This window comes from Halomonas sp. A29 (assembly GCF_046723295.1).
Classification (GTDB): domain Bacteria; phylum Pseudomonadota; class Gammaproteobacteria; order Pseudomonadales; family Halomonadaceae; genus Halomonas.
In genome coordinates, this window is sequence record NZ_JAXQPR010000002.1 from 79,664 (window position 1) to 98,309 (window position 18,646).

Consider the following 18,646-nt stretch of genomic DNA (forward strand, 5'->3'; position numbering starts at 1 on the left):
CAACAAAGAGGTTTTCGACATGGCAGCGCTTGAAATCAACAATGTCTGCAAGGATTTCGGCAGCGAACAGGTGCTCAAGGACGTGAGCCTGGCGATCGACTCGGGGGAGTTCCTGATCCTGGTGGGCCCCTCGGGTTGCGGCAAGTCGACGCTGATGAATGCCATCGCCGGGCTGGAGCCGGTCACCTCGGGCGAGATCCGCATTGCCGGCGAGGATGTCACCTGGCAGACCCCGGCTGAGCGCGACATCGCCATGGTGTTCCAGTCCTACGCGCTCTACCCGAGCATGACGGTACGCCAGAACATCAGCTTCGGCCTGGAGATGCGCAAGGTGCCCAAGGCCGAGCGCGAGGCGGCCGTCGAACGAGTCGCCGATCTGTTGCAGATATCCCACCTGCTCGAACGCAAGCCCTCGCAGCTCTCCGGCGGGCAGCGCCAGCGGGTGGCCATGGGCCGGGCGCTGGCCCGCGAGCCCAAGGTGTATCTGTTCGACGAACCGCTCTCCAACCTCGACGCCAAGCTGCGCGTCGACATGCGCACCGAGATCAAGAAGCTCCACCAGCGCCTGGGTACCACTATCGTCTACGTCACTCACGATCAGATCGAGGCGATGACGCTGGCCGACTGCATCGCGGTGATGCGGGATGGCCGGATCCTTCAGCTCGGCTCTCCCGACGAGGTCTATAACAATCCCGTGGACCTGTTCGTCGCCGGCTTCATGGGCTCGCCCTCGATGAATTTTCTTGCCGCCACGCTGGAGGAGGAAGCGGGGGAGTACCGGCTGCGTGTGGATACACCGGAGGAGGAGAGCCTGCGGCTGCCCTGGCCGCGTGAGCGTGAAACCCCGGCCATGGCCGAGCAGATCGGGCAGACGGTGATCCTGGGGCTGCGCCCGGAACATTTCGCCGAGGATGACGCGCGGCTCGTTGAGTTTGCCGAGGGCGTGGCGTTCACGCCGCGCATCAGCGTGGTGGAGCCCACAGGAGCCGACATCCTGCTGCAACTGAAGCTGGGGGAAGGTGAGGCCACGGCGCGGGTCGGTCCCAAGTGTCGGGTGAAGGCGGGCGAGCGTCTGACGCTGCGCATCGACATGGGCCGTGCGGTGCTGTTCGACAGCGAAACGGAGAAGCGTCTGGCCTGATCCGAAAGCGTAACCGAGGCCGCCAGCCAGTGAAGCAGGCGGCCTCGTGAAGTGGCTCAGCGCACGGTGATCACCGTGCACTCGGCTACATGACTGACCTTGTGCGATACGCTGCCCACCACCAGACCACGCAAATCGCTCAGCCCACGGCTGCCCATGACGATGGCCTCGACGCTACGGCGGCGAGCCTCGCTGACAATGGTGCGAGCCGGATCGCCCTGGCCGATTACCGTCTCGATTTGGGTGACGCCCTTGGCACGTGCCGCTTCGGCTGCCTTGTCGACGACCTGCTTGCCGATGTCTTCCCGTTCCTGACGCGAGGCTTCGATGGCGATGGCGCCGATGCCCCAAACAAGTGTCGTCTCGTGCGCGAGCTCCTCGGGAATATGCAGAATGTGCAGGGTCGCAGCGGATTGGTTGGCCAACTGACAGGCGACGTCGAGCGCTTTCTTGGCACCTTCGGAGCCATCGACGGGAACCAGAATGGAGTCGAACATGGGGTTTTCCTTATGCGGCGATTGAGCGGTCCATATCCACGAGCCTAGACGCTCAGGCCCGGAGTGTCATGACCAAGGTCAAGGATGAGCCCAATGCCTGCCTCATTCCGGCTTTTCCAGCCGGCGCAACTGCTGCCAGAGCTCGCTGCGCAGGTCCGCCATCCGGGGTGCCTCACCTTCACCGAACACCAGAGGACGGGTCAGGCGCTGGGTGCGCAGCCCGAGGCGGGCGGTAAGCAGCCCCACCCCCATGCCCTGGCCGGCGCGTGCCGAGAGTCGCCCTGCCAGGTTGAGCGAGAGCAGCTCCACCCCGGCATCGCTGGCCATCTCGGTAGCGCCGGCAAAGGCCATGTTGGAGAGCACATTGCGCAACAGGCGCAGGCGGCTGGCATAGCCCAGCTCCAGCCCATACAGGCGACAGAGTCGGTCGATCATTGCCAGGCTGCGCCACGCCACCAGGAACATGTCCACCAGCGTGAGCGGACTCACCGCCACCATGACCGCCGTTTCCCCAGCCATGCGCGAGATCATCCGCCGGGCCTGACGGTCGCGCGGAGCCAGCAGATGGTGGGCTAGCAGTTGCTGAATTTCCGCACCGCCGTGGTGCGGCTGCCGGGCCGCGAGAAATGCCTGCCAATGGGGATGGTCGTCGTCGAGGCCGAGCTGTTGCTTGAGCACCTTGGCCAAGCCCAGCGCCGCCGTGGCGTCGACTTCGGGCAGCCGGGCCAATCGGCTGCGCAGGGCGTCGTGGCGTTTCAGCCGGCGCAGCCGCCAGCCCTCACGCAGCAGCGCCCCGGCCCCCAGGGCAATGGCGCCCAGCCCCAACAGATGCCAGCCGCCGCTTAGCCAGTCACCACCGAGCAGGGCCGCCGGCAGGCGCAGGGCCAACTCCACGCTGCCCAGCGCGATGCCGCCGCCAAGCAGGGTCAACAGCCCCCAGCGGCGCTTGCGTGGCTTGCCGAGGCTGGCTTCCAGGTCGCGCTCAGCGCGGCTGAGTGGTGGCTCTTCTACCGGCCGTGTGGGCAGATGGCTGTCGAAATCGAGCCGCGGTCGCGGTATCTCCGGGCCCGGAGCAGCCGGCTCATCGAGGGTGAAACGGCGGGCCGGGCGCGGGTCGTTTCCAGGCGGCTCATGGCGATGGTCGCTCATTGCAGCTTGTCTCCGATCAGCCAGTCCAGTGCGGCGTCGAGCCGGATGTGAGGCAGGGCGCCGCCTTCCCGTGGGGCGGGGCGGAAGGCGCGGAAGTCGAACCCTTGGCGAGCCCAGAACTCGGCCTCGGGCAATTTTGCCGGCACCTCGCCGGGAAACACCAGTACCTCCTCACCCTCCAAGGTGATGCCTCGCAGTGCCGGGGTGCGCTCGCTTTTGTGACTGACCTCGTGGGCTTCGGTGGCGCGGATCGAGGCCAGCGACAGCGCTTTCACCGGCACGTTGGCGTAGCGCAGGTCCTGCAGCGGTTCGGCGAGCAGGGCCTCGAGCAGCGCGCTCAGATTGGCGTGCTGCTCCGGGGTGACGTGGTCGGCCTTGGTCGCGGCAATGGCCAGCTTGTCGATACGCGGCGCGAATAGCCGCGAGAGCAGGCTGCGCTTGCCATAGTCGAAGCTCTGCATCAGCGTAGCCAGCGCCTGGGAGAGATCCTCGAAGCGCTCCGGGCCGGCGTTGAGGGCGCCGAGCACGTCGACCAGCACGATCTGACGGTCGAAGCGGCGGAAGTGGTCGCGGTAGAAGGGCCGCACGATGTGCTGCTGATAGTGGCGAAAGCGCGCGGCGAGGGTAGCGTAGACGCTTTCCGGCGGCAGCTTGGCCAATACCGCATCATCGGTTTCCGCCAACTCCGGCAACGGGAAGAACTGCAGCACCGGAGCACCCTCCAGGTCGCCCGGTAGCAGGAATCGGCCCGGCTGCAGATTGGCAAAGCCCGCCTCGCGAGCGGCCTGCAAACTATGGGCGTAGAGTGCCGCGGTGTCGGCCAGCTCAGCCTCATTGGCCTCGGCAGCAGGGTCGAGCACGGCCGCGACTCGCTCCCACTCGGCCAGCAGAGCGCGGCGCTGCTCACCGGTGCCGGCCAGCATGGCGCGGCTCCAGCTCAGGTAGTCGTGGCCAAGCAGTGGCAGGTCCAGCAGCCACTCGCCGGGGTAGTCGAACAGGTCGAGATTGAGCTCGGCGGTCTCGCTACGCAGCAACCCGCGCCGCGCCGGGCGATAGCGGATCGACAGGCGTAGCTCGCTGATGCCGCGGGTGGGCTCGGGCCAGCGCGGCGGTTCGCTGTCGAGCGCCGCCATGGCCTGGTCATAAGGGAAACGCGGCACGCCGAGGTCGGGCTGGCTGACCCGGCGGGCGCCCAGCAGGCGACCTTGACGGGCCGCAGGCATCAGGTCGAGTCTTGCCTCGAGGCCGGCATGGCGCAGCTGGTTGACCAGCGAGGTGAGAAAGGCGGTCTTGCCCGAGCGCGAGAGCCCGGTGACCGCCAGGCGCAGCTGACGGTCGCGGCCGCGTTCGATCAGGTTGGTCAGCTCCCGGGTGAGCGACTGGCGCATTGGCGAGGAATCCCTTCACAGCAGTGTCAGCCGCTAATGTGAGGGTCTTGGCGGCGTCTGGCAAGGCGCTGCCAGGCCAATAGCGCGATCGGCACCAGCGACAGTGGCACCAGCAGGGCGTTGAGCAGTGTCCAGCCGAGCAGGTTGACCAGCGGGCCCGCCAGCAGTGCGGTGACCGCCACGGTAGAGAAGACCAGGAACTCGTTGGCGGCCTGGGTGCGGGCCTTCTCCACCGGCCGATACGCCTCGGTGAGTAGCCCGGTGGCCGGCAGGAAGGTGAAGTTCCAGCCCAGCCCGAGCAGGATCAGTGCGAAATGAAAGCCTGCCACGCCGGCCTCGACCTGGGCGGCCAGGCCACTCGCTGCCAGCAGTACGCAGCCCATGGCGATCATGCGGGGAGCGCCGAAACGTGCCGTCAGGTGCCCGGTGGCGAACGAGGGCAGGAACATCGCCAGCACGTGCCACTGGATGGTGGTAGCGACATGATCGAAATGGTGACCGGCGCCGGCCATGGCCAGCGGAGTGGCGGTCATCGCCAGGTTCATCACACCGTAGCCGATCAGCGCCGAGAGCACCGCCACCATGAACACCGGCTGGCGCACGATCTCGCCGAGGGGCCTTGGCTGGCCGTCGCCATGGGTCTTCTCGGGAGGCGGCAACCGGGTAACCAGCAGCACCAGCAAGGCCACCAGGTAGAGGGATCCCAGGCCGAGAAAGCTACCGAGAAAAGGCGTGTCGGCCGCTTCGCGACTGATGCGGGCCAGCCACGGGCCGAAGAAGGCGGCCAGCACGCCGCCGCCCATCACCAGGCCGATGGCGCGGTCGCGCAGCGCCAGCGGGGCGGCTTCAACGGCGGCAAAACGGTAGAGCTGGCCAAAACCGATGCCGATGCCGATCAGCCAGGTGCCCAGCATGAAGAGAAAAAAGGCTTCGGCCACCAAGGCTTGGGCCGCGACGGCCACGCCCGCGAGTCCCAGCAGATTGCCCAGCAGGAAGCCGCGCTTGCGCCCCAGCCGCGCCATGATCAGCGAGGCGGGAATGGTCGCGCACATCAGCCCCAGCCACTGGGTGGCGACCGGAGCGGTGGACCAGGCCGGATCGGGGGCGAGGCGGGCTCCGATCAGCGGCGAAACCGCGATCAGCAGGATATTACCGCTCACCAGTAGCGCCTGGCACAGCGACAGCAGCATCACGTTGAAGGGCATGGCGGCCTCCTGGGCGCGTTCATCCATCGTTCAGGTGTGAGAGGACATGGTGGCTTGGGCCATCGGTCCGAAGCGCTGGTAATACAGCGTGGGGGAAACCCCGTAATGACGCTGGAACAGCCGGCGCAACTGCTCCGCGCCGCCCAGTTGCCAATCGCTGGCCAAGCGTTCCAGCGGCGGCGCTCGCTCGCTGGTCAGCAGTGCCAGGCGGGCCTGCTCCAGACGCAGGCGGGTCAGGTAGGCGCCCGGCGTAGTGGCGAGCTGCTGACGGAACAGACGTGACAGGTGACGTGGCGTGACCCCGATCGAGTCGGCCAGCGTCTCCACGCGGTGCGGTGCGGCGGGGTCGGCGTGGATGCGCTCGAGCAGCCGTCGCAGCGTACCGCTGGCACGGTGCTGGTTGGCCAGCACTTCGCTGAACTGCGACTGCCCGCCGGGGCGGCGCAGGAACAGTACCAGTTCGCGAGCCACCTGTCCGGCCAGGGCACTGCCGTGGTCGGCTTCCAGCAGCGACAGAGCCAGGTCGATGCCGGCAGTGACTCCGGCACTGGTGAAGCGACCGCCCGAATCGACGTAGAGTGCATCGGGTATCACACGAACCATGGGGTAATCGCTGGCCAGCTGAGCGCAGTGTCGCCAGTGGGTCGTAGCCCGGCAGCCGTCCAGCAGGCCGGAACTGGCGAGCAGAAAGGCGCCGGTGCAGATCGAGCCCAGCCGGCGTACTTGGCGAGCCTGTTCGCACAGTGCATCGAGCAGCTCGGACCGCTGGCGCTGGGCGGCGACGCCGCGTCCACCGGCGACGAGCAGCGTATCCACCGGGCCGAGTGCTGAGAGTTCGCTCCAGGCCGTGTCGGCCATGAGCGCCAGGCCGCCATTGGTTGCCACGCTACCTGGTACATCGGCGGCCAAGTGCAGGCGATAGAGTTCATGGCCACTCAGGTCGTTGGCCGAGGCGAAGACCTGCCACGGACCGCTGACATCGAGCAGCTGGCAATCGGGGTAGGCGAGGATGACGATGGTACGCGGCATGGCGATCTCTCACGACGAGACGTCAAGCCAGTCTCCTCCGGGTTGGAGATGTCTGCAACGACCGATATCCCACCGATTGGGACATTTCTTGCCACTGCGTCACTGTGCCAGCAGCCACTGCCCCCAGATCGGTGTGGTGGCGATGAAGAAGCCGAACCCGGCCAGGGCATGGCCCGGCCAGCGCTTTTGCTGGTGTTTCCTCCGGCGCTGGGCCAGCGTCAGGCCGGCCAGGCAGATCACCAGGCCGACGAGGTTGAAGATGAAGGTGAACATGCCGAGCATGGGCGTCATGGTGTCTCCCGTGGCAAGCGGAGGGTGAAAAATCCGCAACCCAAGTTCATGATATCAGGAGCGTAGACGACGAGGACACGACATGAACGAGAGGTTGCCCGGCCGCGACGCGGTGATTGCCTTTTGGTTCGAGGAGCTCGAACCTGCCCAGTGGTTTCGCAAGGACGAAGCGCTCGACGGCACGATACGTGAGCGCTTCGGTGCGCTGCATGCCGCCGCCGCGGCCGGTGAGCTTTGGCATTGGCGCGATACGCCGCAGGGGCGGCTGGCCGAGATCCTGGTGCTCGATCAGTTCTCGCGTAACCTTTACCGGGACGACCCGCGCGCCTTCGCCCAGGACGCCATGGCGCTGGTGCTGGCCCAGGAAGCCGTGGCCCAGCGGCAGGACCGAGAATTGGACGTACTCTGGCGCAGCTTTCTTTACATGCCCTACATGCATAGCGAGTCGCTCGCGATCCACGGCGAGGCGCTGCGCCTGTTCGACCAGCCAGGGCTCGAGGACAACCTGCGTTTCGAACATCTGCACCGTGACATCCTGCTGCGCTTCGGCCGCTACCCGCACCGCAATGCCATTCTCGGACGTGAATCGAGTGAAGAGGAGGTGGCCTTCCTGAAACAACCCGGCTCGTCATTCTAAGCTACCCTTTGCAGGGAAGCCGCGCTTAGACATCATCGAGTCCCCCGGAGGGGGCAAGAATCCATCAGAAGGGAAGGAGAGACGATATGGGACTTATCGCCTGGCTGATCATCGGTGGGCTGGCGGGCTGGATCGCCGGCAACATCATGCGCGGCGGTGGATTCGGCATCTTGGCCAACATCGGTGTGGGCATCGTGGGGGCCGTGATCGGCGGCTTCCTGTTTGGGCTGCTGGGGCTGCAGGCCGGCGGTTTCATCGGCTCACTGGTTACGGCTACGGTGGGCGCAGTGCTGCTGCTGTGGATCATCTCCAAGGTTCGGCAGGCCTAGCCTGTGAAACGAGTCGGCCCGGGCAGTTCATCGCCCGGGCCGACTCGTTCGTGCTGGAGTGGGTCATCAGAAGGTGTAGCTGACGCCCACTACCGCGACCGGGTAGACGGGCCACTTTTCGGCCTCGCTCTCGAGCCGCTGCTCCTCCTGGCGGATCTCCTGGCGCAGCTGAGCCGACAGCGGATTGTCGCCATTCTCGAAGCCTTCCGATGTCCTCAGCGACACGTCCGGGTCGGTAGGGATCACGCCGACCTCGGCGAACACGCCGAAGCCGCTGCGATGCGACTGACGCCAGCCCATGCCGGCATAGGGTTGGATACCGTCGGCGAGGGTCACCGTGCCGTGCAGGGTGCCGAGGGCATCGGCCGGGTACTCCTGGCCGTTGAACTGGTAGCTTGCGCCGCGCGGCCGGCCCACCACGTCGGCTTCGATATCGGGCAGCATGAGACCGGCGCTGAGAAAGAAGCCGCCGGTGAAGGGGTAGTAGTCGAGCGTCAGCTTGCTTGCCGCCAGGTTCACGTCGCCGTCGTAGTTGACGTCGTCGGTGCTGTAATCGGTACTCCAATCCAGCCCGCCGGTGTAGCGCGCAGAGACCCCCAGACGATCGCTGAATCGCCACGCCATGTCGGCACCCACACCGGTTGTGCCGGCAACGGCGCCGAGGGTTATGCGGTTGTTGTCTTGGGCGTGTGCCGGGGCCGTGCCGAGCAGGCACAGAGTGGCGATCACGCCGGTGGCTGTCATCCTTTTCATCGATTCAATCCTCGTTATTGCCATCGTTCGCGGTGCTGCGCCGCCTCGTTCAGTTACCCAGTATCGGCCGAGGAAGGGGACGGCTTAAAGCGATTAATGTTTTCTTTTGTTGCCATAGGCTGGAGCGATTGGCGGTCGCCGGGGGTGGGACTACCTTTCCAATCGAAGCACAAGAATCATGAGCGCCGGGTCAAGGCGGGGCGCCGTACACGCAGGAATGGATGGATCCACAATTTGCGACAGGAGTTCGAGCATGGCGAACAACCCCCACACCACGCCCAACAGCGGCGCACCCAACGACACCGATTTCAAGACCGACGAGCACAGCAAGTCGAAGAACCTCGAGAAGTACCGCAGGGATGCCACGGGGCACGACCTGCGCACCAACCACGGCGCGCGCATCGCCGACAACCATAACTCATTGAAGGCGGGCGAGCGGGGGCCGACGCTGCTCGAGGACTTCATCTTTCGCGAGAAGCTCAACCACTTCGACAACGAGCGCATCCCCGAGCGTATCGTGCACGCCCGCGGCGCGGCGGCGCATGGCTACTTCCAGCCCTACGACAACGCTGCCCAGTACTCCAAGGCGGGGCTGTTCCAGGACCCTGGCAAGAAGACGCCGGTCTTCGTGCGTTTCTCCACCGTGCAGGGTGCGCGCGGCTCCAACGACACCGTGCGCGACGTGCGCGGCTTCGCCACCAAGTTCTATACCGATGAGGGCAACTGGGACCTGGTCGGCAACGACATGCCGGTGTTCTTCATCCAGGATGCGATCAAGTTTCCCGACTTCGTGCACGCGGTGAAGCCCGAGCCGCACAACGAGATCCCCCAGGGCCAGTCGGCCCATGATACCTTCTGGGACTTCGTCTCGCTGATGCCGGAATCCACCCACATGGTGCTGTGGACCATGTCTGACCGCGCCTTCCCGCGTCATTACCGCAACATGGAAGGTTTCGGCGTACACACCTTCCGGCTGATCGACAGGCAGGGCAAAGCACGCTTCGTCAAGTTCCACTGGAAACCGCTGGCCGGTACCTGTTCGCTGGTCTGGGACGAGGCGCAGAAGCTATGGGGGCGCGATCCCGACTTCAATCGCCGCATGATGTGGGAGGACATCGAGAACGGTGATTTTCTCGAGTACGAGTTCGGCATCCAGGTGGTCGAAGAGGAGGACGAGCACAAGTTCGACTTCGACCTGCTCGACCCCACCAAGCTGATTCCCGAAGAACTGGTACCGGTCACGCCCATCGGCAAGATGGTGCTCAATCGCAACCCGGACAACTATTTCGCCGAGACTGAGCAGGTCGCCTTCAATCCCGCCCATATCGTGCCGGGCATCGATTTCAGCAACGACCCGCTGCTGCAGGGGCGACTGTTCTCCTATCTCGACACCCAGATGCTGCGGCTCGGCGGTCCCAACTTCAACGAGCTCCCCATCAACCAGCCGGTGTGCCCGTTCCACAACAACCAGCGTGATTCCATGCACCGCCAGACCATCGACAAGGGGCAGGCTTCCTACGAGCCCAACTCCATCGACGGCGGCTGGCCCAGCGAGACCCCGGCAGGGCCCGAAAATGGCGGCTTTGAGTCCCATTACGAGCGTATCGACGCACACAAGGTCCGTGCCCGCAGCCCCTCGTTCGGCGATCACTATTCCCAGGCCACGCTGTTCTGGAACAGCCAGACCGAAGTGGAGAAGGAGCACATCATCGCCGCCTACACCTTCGAACTCTCCAAAGTTCAGCGGCCCTGGATCCGTGAGCGGGTGATCAAGGAGATCCTGCCCAACATCGACCTGGGTCTGGCCCGCCGCGTCGGCGAGAACCACGGCATCGAGGCGCCTACCGATAAGCCTGCCTCTCCCGAGGAGCTGGGCAGGAGTTCACAGCTTGAATCGCCTGCGCTGAGCCTGATGGCGCGCCTGCCTGGCAACATCAAGTACCGTAAGGTGGCGATCCTGGTGGCCGATGGGATCGATGCCGACCAGGTCGAGGCCATCAAGAAGAAACTCGAGGCCGAGGGTGCCGAGGGCAAGGTGATCGCGCCCAGCATGGCGCCGGTGAAGGCTTCCAACGGGAAGAGCATCACCCCCGACGCCATGCTCAACGGCATGCCCTCGGTAGCGGTGGACGCAGTGGTGGTGCCTGGTGGCAGCGACGGCGTGGATGCACTGGCCCAGTCGGGGCTCGGCCGTTACTACGTGCAGGAGGCCTACAAGCACCTCAAGGCGATTGCCGCCGTTGGCGACGCCAAGGTGCTGTTGGACTCGGCGGGTGTGCCCACCGGCGAAGAAGGCGTGCTGACCGGGGCCTCGGTGGACGACGTCTTCACTCCGCTGCGCGAGGCCATGGGTCAGCATCGGATTTGGGCGCGAGACCCGAAGGCCAACGACATGCCAGCGTGAGCTTCGTAACGCCAAGACGAGCATCCCGCCGGAATCTCCTGGCGGGATGCTTTCCTGGCGGGCTTCAGGTGTTCAGTCGTTCGACGGCACTCGATACCCGTTTTGCTCCCTCCAGCATTTCATGAACCACTCGGGTGACCTCGGACAGCTTCTGCTGGGTTGAACTGCTTTGCGAGGATGCCAGCGAAATCTTGTTCGTCGCGGCCAGGGTCAGTTCGGCGTTTTCGCTCAGTACCCGGGTGATATCGGCGGCGGCTCCTCCCGCCTGCTGAGCCAGCTTGCGCACTTCGCTGGCAACCACGGCGAACCCCTTGCCATGTTCGCCTGCGCGTGCGGCTTCTATGGCGGCATTGAGCGACAGCAGGTTGGTCTGCTCGGCTACCCGTGAGATCGCTGCGGTAATTCTGTTGATATCGTTGGCTTGGGCATTGAGCTGGCTGAGTATTTCTTCGAGGCTGACGATCTCCTGGTTGGCCCGCTCGGAGTCGTCGACGGCTTCTCCCAGGCGCTCCAGCCCACTGACGGCAATCTGCTCGGTTTGCGTTGCCACGCTGCTTGCCGACTCGACGGCCTCGCGAGCAGCTTCCGCTTGGCGAATGCGAGGTGTGATGTCGGTGGCGAATTTCACCACCTTGAAGACGTTGCCATCACTATCGAAAACGGGGTTGTACGTCGCTTCGATCCAGATCGATTCGCCTGAGGAGGTAAAGCGTTCGAATTGCCCGGCATTGAACTCCCCGGCGCTTAGCTTGGCCCAGAAGTCCGGGTTCTGGCGATAGAAGCTATCGTCACAAAATATTCGGTGATGCTGCCCCACGACCTGGGTGGCAGTGTAGCCCAACGCCTTGAGAAAGTTACTGTTGGCACGCAGGATATCGCCCTGCGGTGTGAACTCTATGACCGCCATGGAGGCATCGAGCGCATTGAGCACGGCTTCCTTGGAGAGTGCTTCCTGCTGTTTGGCGGTAACGTCCAAGGCGATCTTGATGACGCCCGTGACCTTGCCGCTGCGATCGCGCACCGGAAAGTAGGTCGCTTCGAGCCAGACCGTATCGCCGGACTTGGCGATGCGCTGAAAAGTGCCCGCTTGTTGGATGCCTTGGGCAAGTTCATCCCAGAAGCGCGAATAACTTCCGCTCTTGAGAAAGGACTCCGAACAGAATATTCGATGAGACTGTTTCTTTATCTCGTCAAGGGCGTAGCCCATGCAGTTCAGGAACAGTGCATTGGCATCGACTACTTCCCCTTCAGGAGTAAATTCGACATATGCCATGCTTTGTTTGATGGCAGCCATCTTGGCAGAGCGGGAAGTTGGGGGCAGCCAATTCATGAAGCATTACCTCAGCGCGGAGTGGGCTTACTCGTATCATCGGCCTGCTGAAGCAAAACTTTACTTTTTTTTACTTGACTTAAACGGTAGTTTGAAAATAAAGCAAGCCTGGCCAGCGATTTGCTGGCCAGGCTCGTGTTGCGGTAGTGCGGATAGTAGGGCTAGGGCTTCGGTTAGCAAGAGTAGGGATCAGGCGGTGGCCTTGCTACCAACCAGCTCCTTGAGCGCGGCTTCGACGATGTCCAGCCCTTCTTCGAGAATCTCGTCCTCGATGGTGACCGGCATCAGGAAGCGGATGGTGTTGCCGTAGAGGCCGCAGGAGAGCAGGATCAGTCCTCGCTCGCGGGCTTTCTTGCACAGCGCGCCGGCCAGGTCGGCGTCAGGCGTGTGCTTGCCCTTGTCGGAAACCAAGTCGATGGCCGCCATGGATCCCATGTTACGAGCGTTATCGACGCAGTCGAAGTCGCTCTGCCACTGGGCGAAGCGTTTGGCCAGCTTGTCGCCCAGGGCCTGGCTCTTGGCGAGGATTTTCTCCTCCTCGAAGACCTCGAGCACGGCAAGGGTCGCAGCGCAGGAGAGCGGGTTACCGGTGTAGGTGCCGCCCAGCGAGTTGGGGCCGGAGGCATCCATGACCCGGTCGGTCCCCACCACGGCGGAGATCGGCATGCCGTCGGCCATGCTCTTGGCCATGGTGATGATGTCCGGCTCGACGCCGCTGTGCTCGATGGCGAACAGCTTGCCGGTACGGCCGAAGCCCGACTGCACTTCATCGATGATCATCAGCATGCCATGCTCGTCGCAGATCTCGCGAATCGCCTTGAGGAAGCTGGTCGGGGCAGGATAGAAGCCACCCTCGCCGAGCACCGGCTCGAGCACGATGGCCGCGGTGTCGCGGGGGTTGGCGTCAGTCTTCAGTGCCATCTTCAGGCCGCGCAGCGCCTCATCCTCGCTGACGCCGTGGTAGGCCACGGGGTAGGGTGCGCGGAAGACGTTGCCCGGCATGGTGCCGAAATCGGTGGCGTAGGGCGCGACCTTGCCGTTCATGGCCATGGTCATGAAAGTACGGCCATGGTAACCGCCGTCGAAGCAGATCACGTTGTTCTTGCCGGTGGCGGCGCGGGCGATCTTCACCGCATTCTCGAGCGCCTCGGCGCCGGAGTTGGCCAGCATCACCTTGGCGTGGCCACGCACTGGGGTGACCTGGCTGAGCTTTTCGGCCACCCTGACGTAGCCCTCGTAGGGCATCACGGTCTGACAGGTGTGCATTACCTTGTCGAGCTGAGCTTTCACTGCTGCCACCACCTTGGGATGGCGGTGGCCAACGTTGAGTACGCCGATACCGCCGGCGAAGTCGATGATGCGGTTGCCGTCGGCGTCCCAGATCAGCGCGTTCTCGGCGCGATCCGCGAACTGGGTGGCGGGGCTGGCGGCGCCATTGGCGACGTAGCGCTGCTTGAGTTCATTGAGCTGTGCGTTGTTCATCTAGACCTCCATGGAAAGTCGCTGCTGTGGATCACAGTCCGCCGACACAAACGTATTTTAGTTCAGTGAATTCATCCAGGCCGTGATGCGAACCTTCCCGGCCCAAGCCAGATTCCTTGACGCCGCCGAAGGGCGCGAGTTCGGTGGAGAGAATCCCCTCGTTGACAGCCACCATGCCATACTCGAGGTTCTCCATCACATGCCAGATGCGGCGATAGTCACGGGCATAGAAATAGGCTGCCAGGCCGAACTCGGTGGCGTTGGCCATGATGATGGCCTGTTCATCGGTGTCGAAGCGGAATACCGGTGCCAGCGGGCCGAAAGTTTCTTCTTGCGCCACGCGCATCTCATCGGTGACGTCGGCGATCACCGTAGGCTGGAAGAAAGTGCCGCCCAGGGCGTGAGGCTCGCCGCCGCAGATCAGCCGCCCACCCTTGGCCAGGGCGTCGGCGATGTGGGACTGCACCTTGTCCACCGCGGCCGCATTGATCAGCGGCCCTTGCACCACGCCTTCTTCCAGGCCGTTACCCACCTGGAGTTGGGCGACCCGGGCGGCCAGTTTCTCCACGAACGCATCGTAGACGCCTGACTGCACCAGCAGACGGTTGGTGCAAACGCAGGTCTGGCCCGAGTTGCGGAATTTCGAGGCCACTGCGCCCTCGACCGCGGCATCCAGGTCGGCGTCGTCGAAGACGATGAAGGGTGCGTTGCCGCCGAGCTCAAGGGAGGCTTTCTTGACCGTGCCGGCGCACTGGGCGAGCAAGCGCTTGCCCACCGGTGTGGAGCCGGTAAAGGAGACCTTGCGCACACGCGGATCGGTGGTCAGTACCTCGCCGATCTCGGCAGGGCGGCTCGCCGTAACCACATTGAACACGCCAGCGGGGAAGCCGACCTGCTCGGCCAGCCTGGCCAGGGCCAGCGCGGTAAGCGGTGTGGCCTCGGCGGGTTTGATCACCACTGGGCAACCGGCGGCCAGGGCCGGGGCACACTTGCGTGTGATCATCGCCAGCGGGAAGTTCCACGGCGTGATCGCCGCCACCACGCCGATCGGCTCACGAAAGACCAGAATACGCTTGTCGGCGCCGTGGCTGGGCAGGGTTTCGCCCGCCACGCGCTTGGCCTGCTCGGCGTAGAACTCCACAAACGACGCACCGTAGGCCACTTCACCGCGTGACTCGGCAAGCGGCTTGCCCTGCTCGAGCGTCATCAGGCGCGCCAGCGACTCCTGGTGGGTCATGATGGAGTCGAACCAGGCGCGCAGCAGGGCGGCACGCTGCTTGGCGGGCTGGCGGCGCCAGGCTGGCCAGGCGGCTTCCGCTGCCGCCACGGCATCACTTGCGTCGTCCGCGGTCAGATCCGGCACTTCGGCCAGCGTCTCGCCGTTGGCGGGGTTGGTCACGCTGAAACGGCGCTCGGCGTCGCGCCACTGTCCGGCGATATAGGCCTTGTCAGTGAAGATGTCGGCAGGGAGTGTCATTGGGGGCTCCATGGTGTTGATTATCTTGTTTTGTGAGTGTGCATTATTTAAAACGTTTAGCCAAGACCTCGCTCGCTGGACCCGGCCGCCTTTTTTACCGCTCGGAGCCATCGGCGTGCGCCGCGCTTTCCGCTACACTAGGCGCCGATTTCCTTGGTGTGGCGGTGCCGCACTTTATCTCTGCTGGTTGAACGTCGAGGTGAGACTTGGTCGATCCCCTTTACGCCTGGTGGGCTCAGCAACTGGTCCTGTGCGACTGGGCCTTCGAGCCCGAGCCCAACGCGATCGAGGCCAAGGCGGCCGTTGCCAGGTTGCAGGCGCTGGGCGTCGCTGATCGCGGTGAATTGGGCTGGCGCCTGGTCGAGGCCTTTGGCACCGGCACTGCCGATCCGGCGCGTCTGCTGGCGACACTCGAGCTGCTCGCTCTGGCTGGGTCGGCCGGCTGGCTAAGCGAGCCACGCTTGCGCAGTTGGGTGGTGCGCGTGACCGACGAGATCACCGGTCATTACCCGAACCTGGAAAGCTGGCTCGAGGCGTTGAGACATGCCAAGAGTTCCGAAGGCTGGGTACGCGGTGACGATGGCTTCTGGGAGGCCTGTGAGGCCTTGGCGGCCCTCGAGAGGGATGGCGAGGGTGTTACCTGGAATACTCTGACCGAATGGGTTGCCCTGCGGCGCAAGGACAAGTCCCTTGCGCTCTGGCCCGATGCTCCTCAAACCCATGGCTGGCGTTTGCGAGCGGCCTTCGCTCCAGTGGTGGAAGTTGCGCCTGGCGAGGCGGACTGGCCCGATGCCAAGGAGTGGTTGTGGCGCTACTGGCAGGTCGAGGACCGCGCGGGATTGATCCAGAGCCTGCTCTGGCTGGCGGGCTATGGTCACCGACAAGGGTGGGATCTCGATGCTGCTCGCCTGCTGGCAGCACCGGGCGACGAGCGCCAGGCGTGGTTCGAGGGACTCTCCAGTGGCGAGCGTGACTATGGCCGGGTACTGCTTGCCTTCATCGAGCACGGTGAGCCGCTGGAGTGGGCTGCCTGGGATTGGCTGCGGCTGGTCGACCTTGCCTGGGCCGGTGCCTGTGCGGGTTGGCTAGACGTGGCAGAAGCCCGGGATTTCGCCACCCACGGCGCCGACCTGGTGCTGCGTCGCTATAGCGACTGGTCGGCGCTGGCACGTGCCTATCAGCGGGGCTGCAGCCTGTTCGAGGGGCGCGATCGACTGGCTGACATGCAGCGTGACTGGGGGCTCTTGCTCAATTCCCCCGTCAGTCCCTGGCGGGCACCGCTGCCACAGTTGCTGAGCGAGGAAGAGCGGGAGGCCTCACGACGCTCGATGATGGCTTGGCGGCGTTCGCCTCGCCATTGGGTGCTGGCGTTGGCCTCGGTGCGCGAGCCCGAGTTTGGCATGCGTCAAGGGCTGGCCGTGCCGATAGCGATCGAGCGTCGTACCGATGCCCTGCGCTATCTCGACGAAACTCTGGGGCTACACCCCGAGGAGGGAGTGGAGGCGCTATCCCGCTACTGGCTGCCGGCCCAGGCACACCACCTCAACCAGTTGGCGGCCGATGCCGCCCATGGTGCCTTGCCGGCGGCCGACACACCGTTCGGGCGCCCCGAGGCCGAGGATCTGGCCAGCCTCGCAGCGTTGAAGCAGGGCAGCCGCCATGCGGCAACCATCCACATGGCCGAGAAGTACGCCTTCTATCTACAAATGGCGATGGACAGCGAGGCGTTCGAGCCTTCGGCGCTGGAAGCCCTGGCCGAGGCCTTGCGCGGCACACTGTGTCGCTTCTACCCCGATGCCCGTCGTCTGCTCGAAGCCTGGGCTCAATGGGAGCACCTGCTGCCGGAAGGGGAGCATCCGCCCCTGATCAACGAGATCCGCTGGCATCTAGACGATCCGGGAAGTCCGTTTCATTGGCTTGACTGGCATTCGAGCCAGTGGCAGGAGCCTGGGCCGCGTCCATCGCTGTCGCGTTTTACCGCCATGGCCTTGGTGGGCCCGCTCAACAATGCCTCATGGAGCGAGCCGCCGGTGGAGAGCGAGCGGGAAGCGGTTTCCATCAGGGAATGGGTCGACGGCCACTATGGCCTGCATGGCCAAGCCGAGCTCCAGGAGTTTCTCGATTTCCTGCTCGAGGCGGGCGACCGTCAAGAATATCAGATCAACTATGCGCCCTATACGCTCAATACCCAGCGGCTGGCCTCGGAAATCGCCATGCTCGAAACCGGTGAATGCAGCGAGGAGGATCGCACCCACCTGCTGCGCCTGCAGCGGGTGCGCGATAATACCGATGGTTGCAACGAGCTGGACATGACCGCCTGGGACGTAGCACAGGCCGTGGATCTTGCGATTGCCGGACGCCAGTTGGGTTGGTTGGATGACGCTGCTTTCAGCAGTGTGCTGGAACGAGCCCACGCACTGGCTGCGGAGCATTACAGCAGTTGGGAAGCCTATGCGCGTGGTCTCTACGCGGGCTTCTCCTTCTTCATGGGCGAAACGTCTGAACGCGAAGGCTTTCTGGGCGGTTTCCGCCAGGCCCTGGTTGCTTGGCTGTCGGGAGCGCCACCGCTGGCAGGTCCCTGGGCCAGCCTGGACTTCCCCGGGGCGAGTCCGCGCCATTGGGCACCTATGCATATCGACACGTTACCGGGCGATGTCAAAACGCTACATTAGGGCTCGCTCTGGTGATGAAGTGTGGTTTATAGTCAGCTGGTTTATGGAACGGCCCCCTGAGGGCCTTCATACAAAATAGTCGCGAGCCGGCGCAAGGCCGCTCTGGCAGTGGTACGGGCAATTGATGCCAGGCACCACTACCACAGCGATCCTCTCGGGTTTGTCAGGTAGGGCTTATGCTCGACCCGGGAACGCGTGCGGCCCAGGGAAAGAGGACCACGCAAGATGTTAGCCACGGGATCGAGTCGTATCGCTGTGCTCGGTGTGTCGCTGGCGTTGCTGTCCGGGTGTGCCGGACCGTCGAAATCGTCGTTGGAAGCACCGGACGACTACTTTGCGCGGCAGCTGCCTGGCATGTCGTCTTCGTTCAATCCAATGATGTCGCCGGTGGACAATCCCATCCTCCGGGTGAACAGCCTGCATAACCCACCCCCCGAACTGGTCCGTGCGGCTCTGCTGGCGCAGCATGAACGTTGGGCGGGCACGCCTTATCGGATTGGTGGCACCGGCCGCAACGGAATCGACTGTTCGGCTCTGGTACAGGCCATCTTCAACGAAACCTTCCGCTTGCAGCTTCCCCGCTCAACCGGCGAGCAGGTGCGGGAGGGCACGCAGATCTCCCGGGCTGAACTCCAGGTCGGCGACCTGGTCTTCTTCCGCCCACCGGGCCGCTATGACCATGTGGGCATCTATGTCGGCGACGGTTACTTCCTGCATGCATCGACCTCTCAGGGAGTGATGCTTTCCGAGCTCGACAGCAACTACTGGCAGCGCTACTACTGGCAGGCGCGCCGCACCCTGGAACCGACCACTTTGGCGCAGCGAGTTACCGAAGCCGGCGAAGGCTGAAGCCAGATTTACG

Annotated in this window: 16 protein-coding genes; 6 read left to right on the forward strand and 10 right to left on the reverse strand. The window is 64.3% G+C overall.

All coding sequences use genetic code 11. The annotated features are described in order from the left end of the window. Nucleotides 1-19: 19 nt before the first annotated feature. Complete coding sequence (locus tag SPH52_RS03820) at nucleotides 20-1,141, forward strand: ABC transporter ATP-binding protein (protein ID WP_411793677.1); 1,122 nt, start codon at nucleotides 20-22, stop codon at nucleotides 1,139-1,141. 56 nt (nucleotides 1,142-1,197) lie between these two features. Here SPH52_RS03820 and SPH52_RS03825 read toward each other — a convergent pair whose 3' ends face one another. The 6 genes from SPH52_RS03825 to SPH52_RS03850 form a co-directional block, all read right to left on the reverse strand. Beyond that, a complete protein-coding gene (locus SPH52_RS03825; RefSeq protein WP_411793678.1) occupies nucleotides 1,198-1,638 on the reverse strand; it encodes a universal stress protein in 441 nt (146 codons plus the stop codon). Between the two features lie 102 nt (nucleotides 1,639-1,740). After that, complete coding sequence (locus tag SPH52_RS03830; RefSeq protein WP_411793679.1) at nucleotides 1,741-2,787, reverse strand: YcjF family protein; 1,047 nt, start codon at nucleotides 2,785-2,787, stop codon at nucleotides 1,741-1,743. Further along, on the reverse strand, nucleotides 2,784-4,175 hold the full coding sequence (locus tag SPH52_RS03835) for a YcjX family protein (protein ID WP_411793680.1): 1,392 nt from the start codon (nucleotides 4,173-4,175) through the stop codon (nucleotides 2,784-2,786). Before SPH52_RS03835 ends, SPH52_RS03830 begins: the two co-directional genes overlap by 4 nt. 26 nt (nucleotides 4,176-4,201) lie before the next feature. Then, on the reverse strand, nucleotides 4,202-5,380 hold the full coding sequence (locus SPH52_RS03840) for an MFS transporter (protein ID WP_411793681.1): 1,179 nt from the start codon (nucleotides 5,378-5,380) through the stop codon (nucleotides 4,202-4,204). Between the two features lie 30 nt (nucleotides 5,381-5,410). Then, nucleotides 5,411-6,409, reverse strand: a complete 999-nt coding sequence (locus tag SPH52_RS03845; protein WP_411793682.1) for a GlxA family transcriptional regulator — start codon at nucleotides 6,407-6,409, stop codon at nucleotides 5,411-5,413. A 99-nt stretch (nucleotides 6,410-6,508) separates the two neighbouring features. Then, nucleotides 6,509-6,700: a hypothetical protein gene (locus SPH52_RS03850; protein ID WP_411793683.1), complete on the reverse strand. Its 192-nt coding sequence runs from the start codon at nucleotides 6,698-6,700 to the stop codon at nucleotides 6,509-6,511. Between the two features lie 82 nt (nucleotides 6,701-6,782). Here SPH52_RS03850 and SPH52_RS03855 point away from each other — a divergent pair, with 82 nt between their 5' ends. Next, nucleotides 6,783-7,337: a DUF924 family protein gene (locus SPH52_RS03855; RefSeq protein WP_411793684.1), complete on the forward strand. Its 555-nt coding sequence runs from the start codon at nucleotides 6,783-6,785 to the stop codon at nucleotides 7,335-7,337. 86 nt (nucleotides 7,338-7,423) lie between these two features. Next, nucleotides 7,424-7,666, forward strand: a complete 243-nt coding sequence (locus SPH52_RS03860; protein WP_411793685.1) for a GlsB/YeaQ/YmgE family stress response membrane protein — start codon at nucleotides 7,424-7,426, stop codon at nucleotides 7,664-7,666. A 66-nt stretch (nucleotides 7,667-7,732) separates the two neighbouring features. On the opposite strand, the gene SPH52_RS03865 is transcribed toward SPH52_RS03860, so the two are convergent. After that, on the reverse strand, nucleotides 7,733-8,419 hold the full coding sequence (locus SPH52_RS03865) for a hypothetical protein (RefSeq protein WP_411793686.1): 687 nt from the start codon (nucleotides 8,417-8,419) through the stop codon (nucleotides 7,733-7,735). A 217-nt stretch (nucleotides 8,420-8,636) separates the two neighbouring features. Between SPH52_RS03865 and katE the strand changes: the two genes are divergently transcribed. Beyond that, complete coding sequence (gene katE / locus SPH52_RS03870) at nucleotides 8,637-10,823, forward strand: catalase HPII (protein ID WP_411793687.1); 2,187 nt, start codon at nucleotides 8,637-8,639, stop codon at nucleotides 10,821-10,823. 64 nt (nucleotides 10,824-10,887) lie between these two features. Here katE and SPH52_RS03875 read toward each other — a convergent pair whose 3' ends face one another. The 3 genes from SPH52_RS03875 to SPH52_RS03885 all read right to left on the reverse strand — a co-directional run bounded on the left by SPH52_RS03875 (nucleotide 10,888) and on the right by SPH52_RS03885 (nucleotide 15,112). Further along, nucleotides 10,888-12,096, reverse strand: a complete 1,209-nt coding sequence (locus tag SPH52_RS03875; protein WP_411793688.1) for a PAS domain S-box protein — start codon at nucleotides 12,094-12,096, stop codon at nucleotides 10,888-10,890. Between the two features lie 246 nt (nucleotides 12,097-12,342). After that, nucleotides 12,343-13,635, reverse strand: a complete 1,293-nt coding sequence (gene gabT / locus SPH52_RS03880; protein ID WP_411793689.1) for a 4-aminobutyrate--2-oxoglutarate transaminase — start codon at nucleotides 13,633-13,635, stop codon at nucleotides 12,343-12,345. Between the two features lie 31 nt (nucleotides 13,636-13,666). Next, a complete protein-coding gene (locus SPH52_RS03885) occupies nucleotides 13,667-15,112 on the reverse strand; it encodes an NAD-dependent succinate-semialdehyde dehydrogenase (RefSeq protein WP_411793690.1) in 1,446 nt (481 codons plus the stop codon). 206 nt (nucleotides 15,113-15,318) lie between these two features. On the opposite strand from SPH52_RS03885, the gene SPH52_RS03890 reads away from it, so the two are divergent. After that, nucleotides 15,319-17,784, forward strand: a complete 2,466-nt coding sequence (locus SPH52_RS03890; RefSeq protein ID WP_411793691.1) for a DUF1266 domain-containing protein — start codon at nucleotides 15,319-15,321, stop codon at nucleotides 17,782-17,784. 312 nt (nucleotides 17,785-18,096) lie between these two features. Next, nucleotides 18,097-18,633 (forward strand): C40 family peptidase, encoded by a 537-nt coding sequence (locus tag SPH52_RS03895; RefSeq protein WP_411794096.1) that lies wholly within the window; start codon nucleotides 18,097-18,099, stop codon nucleotides 18,631-18,633. Nucleotides 18,634-18,646: the final 13 nt, after the last annotated feature.

What these genes read in the sequence shown, in the direction of transcription:
- SPH52_RS03820 (WP_411793677.1), top strand. Translation starts at nt 20, where the DNA reads ATGGCAGCGCTTGAAATCAACAATGTCTGCAAGGATTTCGGCAGCGAA.
- SPH52_RS03825 (WP_411793678.1), bottom strand. Translation starts at nt 1,638, where the DNA reads ATGTTCGACTCCATTCTGGTTCCCGTCGATGGCTCCGAAGGTGCCAAG.
- SPH52_RS03830 (WP_411793679.1), bottom strand. Translation starts at nt 2,787, where the DNA reads ATGAGCGACCATCGCCATGAGCCGCCTGGAAACGACCCGCGCCCGGCC.
- SPH52_RS03835 (WP_411793680.1), bottom strand. Translation starts at nt 4,175, where the DNA reads ATGCGCCAGTCGCTCACCCGGGAGCTGACCAACCTGATCGAACGCGGC.
- SPH52_RS03840 (WP_411793681.1), bottom strand. Translation starts at nt 5,380, where the DNA reads ATGCCCTTCAACGTGATGCTGCTGTCGCTGTGCCAGGCGCTACTGGTG.
- SPH52_RS03845 (WP_411793682.1), bottom strand. Translation starts at nt 6,409, where the DNA reads ATGCCGCGTACCATCGTCATCCTCGCCTACCCCGATTGCCAGCTGCTC.
- SPH52_RS03850 (WP_411793683.1), bottom strand. Translation starts at nt 6,700, where the DNA reads ATGACGCCCATGCTCGGCATGTTCACCTTCATCTTCAACCTCGTCGGC.
- SPH52_RS03855 (WP_411793684.1), top strand. Translation starts at nt 6,783, where the DNA reads ATGAACGAGAGGTTGCCCGGCCGCGACGCGGTGATTGCCTTTTGGTTC.
- SPH52_RS03860 (WP_411793685.1), top strand. Translation starts at nt 7,424, where the DNA reads ATGGGACTTATCGCCTGGCTGATCATCGGTGGGCTGGCGGGCTGGATC.
- SPH52_RS03865 (WP_411793686.1), bottom strand. Translation starts at nt 8,419, where the DNA reads ATGAAAAGGATGACAGCCACCGGCGTGATCGCCACTCTGTGCCTGCTC.
- katE (WP_411793687.1), top strand. Translation starts at nt 8,637, where the DNA reads ATGGATGGATCCACAATTTGCGACAGGAGTTCGAGCATGGCGAACAAC.
- SPH52_RS03875 (WP_411793688.1), bottom strand. Translation starts at nt 12,096, where the DNA reads ATGGCATATGTCGAATTTACTCCTGAAGGGGAAGTAGTCGATGCCAAT.
- gabT (WP_411793689.1), bottom strand. Translation starts at nt 13,635, where the DNA reads ATGAACAACGCACAGCTCAATGAACTCAAGCAGCGCTACGTCGCCAAT.
- SPH52_RS03885 (WP_411793690.1), bottom strand. Translation starts at nt 15,112, where the DNA reads ATGACACTCCCTGCCGACATCTTCACTGACAAGGCCTATATCGCCGGA.